Source organism: Parapedobacter lycopersici (assembly GCF_040395035.1).
In the GTDB taxonomy this organism is placed as follows: Bacteria; Bacteroidota; Bacteroidia; order Sphingobacteriales; family Sphingobacteriaceae; genus Parapedobacter; species Parapedobacter lycopersici_A.
Genome location: NZ_JBEBRB010000127.1, coordinates 1 through 3,611, shown reverse-complemented (window position 1 = coordinate 3,611; position 3,611 = coordinate 1). Strand labels below are relative to the sequence as shown.

2 protein-coding genes are annotated in these 3,611 nt (G+C 48.6%); both read right to left on the bottom strand.

All coding sequences use genetic code 11. The features are described 5' to 3' along the window. A partial coding sequence (locus ABWO75_RS13575) for a PepSY-associated TM helix domain-containing protein (RefSeq protein ID WP_353186408.1) occupies positions 1 to 1,159 on the bottom strand: 1,159 nt, incomplete at its 3' end. After that, on the bottom strand, positions 1,159 to 3,474 hold the full coding sequence (locus ABWO75_RS13570; protein WP_353186406.1) for a TonB-dependent receptor: 2,316 nt from the start codon (positions 3,472 to 3,474) through the stop codon (positions 1,159 to 1,161). The genes ABWO75_RS13570 and ABWO75_RS13575, both read right to left, overlap by 1 nt. Positions 3,475 to 3,611: the final 137 nt, after the last annotated feature.

The window sequence follows — 3,611 nt, the reverse complement described above, 5'->3', positions numbered from 1 at the left end:
AGTTCGAATCATATTGTCCCTTTTTGTGCTTTTTAGCTTTATTGATCCAGATAATATATCCGGTTAGGGGCAAGCTCGCGCAAAACAGGGAGATGATAAACGCGATGACTTTGGTTGGCCAGCCGCCAATGTTGCCGGTATGGATGTCGTAATTGAGGGAGGCTAGCCGATCACCGGCCGCTTGATGACGATGGCTGTCGATTTTATCAATCTGTAGGGATGATCTGTCAAAGTAGTACCAGTTGAACTTCCCCGTTCGCTGTTCGTCCAGACGTACCTGTACATCAAAGCTGGGGGCATCTTCATTACGAAAACGGATGGACATCATTCCTGCTCCCTTATTTTCTTCGAGGAGGTAGTATAACGCGTTGTCCAGTGGATACGCACCTGGCTTGGGAATAGCGGGTTGGGCGACCGCTGTGGATGGCTGCGTTTTGGCGTTCAGCTGGTTCAGGCGCGCCGCAACGGCCGATTTAAACTCCGGAAAACTAAAGAAAAGTCCGGTTACGCCGATGGCAATTCCCAAAAGAAACGAATAGAATCCGATGATGTTATGCAAGTCGTAGTTTAGACGCTTCCATTTTACCGACCACTTTGGCCAGAAGCTTCTGCGTAGGCGCTTACCCCTCCACTTCTTTGGCCACCATAATACAAGGCCGGAAATCATTACGATAATAAAGATCAGGGTGGAATAGGCAACCACGGGATGGCCGTATTTCTTTCCCAGAAGCAGGTTCATGTGCAATTGCAGCATCACTTGGAAGAATTCCGTTTTGGAGTTTTCGATGGCGACCACTTCCCCGGTATAGGGGTTGATAAACACACGCTTGTAATAGTTGAAATAATTCCAATGGCCAAACGCTTCCTCATTAACAGATTGCGCACGGAATATCCACGATCTGTCCCGCGCAGGATAGAGATCCACGCGCGTGATCTGCTCCCCTTCGGTTAGTGAACGGGTCGCCATTTCGGTCAGTTGGCTCAAGGGTAGTGTGTTGCTGGTGCCGGCACCTGAGATAAAGTATTTCTCCGGGTAGCACATCAGTTTCAGGTCGTCGTGGAACGTGTAAATACAGCCGGTAATACCCAGAATGAACACCACGATGCCAGAGCCAATGGCGAGCCACTTATGAAGCCATAGTATGACGGCCCTTACCATTAGAATTGGTAGTTCACCGTTACGGATGCGTTCATACCCGTTCCTTTGACATACTCCGGATCTAGCGCCCGGTACTGGCTGACAACGGGATAGTAGTCCTTGTTCAACAGGTTTTCGACGCCCAATCCCAGCGACCACTGTGCGTTAAATCGGTACGAGCCGGAAAGGTTGAGCAGGGAAATGGGTTCGACCGACCCTTCGGAGTTTTTGAAGATGCCCTGGTCGTTCGCATCAAACCGGTCGCGAGCTCCGGTATACAGCCAATGCAACTGGAGATTCAATTTGTTGTTAGGCGTAAAGTAAAGATAGGCAGTTGCCTTTGGCGGAGCGATTCGGGACCCATTCAAGTACGTTTTTGATCCATCTTCCTGTTCGGATTTGCCCTCCACAAACGCATAGGTTCCGCCAAGGGTCCACATTGGATGAAGCTTGGCGTCAATGGCTAATTCAAAACCCTGGACGACTTCGGGTAGGCGTTGGGCCATCAGGTACCCGCCTACATCGACCAGTTCTACGCCCATCTTTGAGCTGCTGTAATAGTAAGAAGCCGTTAGGTTAAAGAATCGGTAGTGGCTGGAGAACCCGATTTCGTAGTTGTTGGTGATAACTGGATCGGTCTTTATGCTATCCAGGTCATTGTCGGTAGCGCGACGGACGATGCGGCCCAATTCGTTGATGGCAAATCCCTGGGAAAAACTGATAAAAGGATTGAAGAATGCGTACTTGTTATACCGCAGTCCGGCGTTGAATGTCGTGCCTTTGTATGGAATTTTTCCTCCGGTTACGGCGGTACTTCCTTCGTTGCCCGGCCCGGTGGCGATGGTATTGAAGTCGTTTATCGTGACCGTTGCGTTTTCGTAACGGGCCCCTGCTTTTAGGATCAGGTTTTCAATGAAATCGATGCGCAGCTGGGCATAGGGCGCCACGTTCAGCATGTCCATATACGGAATATAAACCCTGCCATCGGTCAGGTTTTGATCGGTAACATCGTTCAGCACATCCAGGCCGTAGGTCACTTCGGCGGGCGACCGGAAGAGCTGGAACGGCGAATTGAGGTTCAGGCGAAGGCCCTTTTTCTCGGAGTTGATCTGGGTCTGCCCCGGGCCGTACCATGCCGTTCCGCTTGCTACATACCGATTCATAGACCGAAACGTGTTGTAATACAGTGTTGCTTGCAGCGAGTGATTGCCCCAGATGCCCGTTTTGCTGTAATTGATCATCGCGTTGTGGTTGTACGGGGTTCCTGTAGGTTTCCCAGGGTCTTCACCTTTGATGCCTATCGTTGGGCTTTGGTCGTATTTCCCAGTTTGACTGATGTATTTCGCGTGTTGGGTACTGTTATAATAGTTGTACCAAGCCGTAATGGAGGAAGTGGAGTCGAAATCATACCCCAGTTTGACAAAGCCGTTGTTCTGGTAGGAATTGGATAATCCATCGGTCTGTCCGAGGGGCATGCCGTCGGCATCCCGTTGGAGACCGGTATAGTCAATGGAAGCGCTTAGCGTATAACTGAATCTTTTTTTCCGGCCATAGAGCAGTTGTGAAAATTTATAGCCAGCAGTTTCACCTGCGTGAAAGGGATTGATACCACTTCTTATGCTGCTCGTGCCGTTGATTACTTTGCCGTTTTCAGGGCTTTTTCGTGTAATATAATTGATAATACCGCCAGCGGATCCGTTTCCGTAAATAGAGGTTGCACCTTTGATGACCTCCACACGTTCAATGACGTTGGGGTCAATGGTCCGGATATCGCGCGATCCATTCATGAGTGGAGTCGATTGGGGAATTCCATCGATTAATACCAGCACGGCGCGGCCGCGTAACGTTTGCCCGGAATTCGTTGCCTTATTGGTGGCCGGTCCCAATCCCGGTATGGTGGCTCCCAGGATATTGGATAGGTTGTTGTTGATCTGACTTTGCGCCTGTATTTCCTGTTCGTTTAGAATGGAAATGGAAGAAGGTACGGTTGAAATGTGTTCAGGCTTTCTTCCCGCCGTAACGATCACTTCATCTAAATTATTCCGGCCGTTAAGCACCAGCACCAGGCTGTCCTGAAGGTTTGCTTTGTCGATCACACGCGTTGCGGTGACGTAACCAATGTAGGAGGCTTGAATACGGTATGGTGCTTGGAATTGGCTTAAGTCTTTGATCAAAATGCCGTTTTCATCTGCATAGCCCACATTTTTCTGATTGATACTGATATTGGCCTGACCGATGCGTTGGTCGTTTTGGTTTTTTACAATAATTTTTAATTCCTGTGCATGAAGAATTTGAAAGCATAACGTCAGCAGGGCGACAATGCGGAATGAATACATGAGATACATTTGCTATTTAGACCAATTTTAAATTATGCAAAAGTAAAAGTATTCATGTGTTTAAAAAATAAATATGAAATTTTTTTGGCTGCGTTTAGGCTTCAGCGGCAATGAGCGATCGATAAAATTGAACCTTC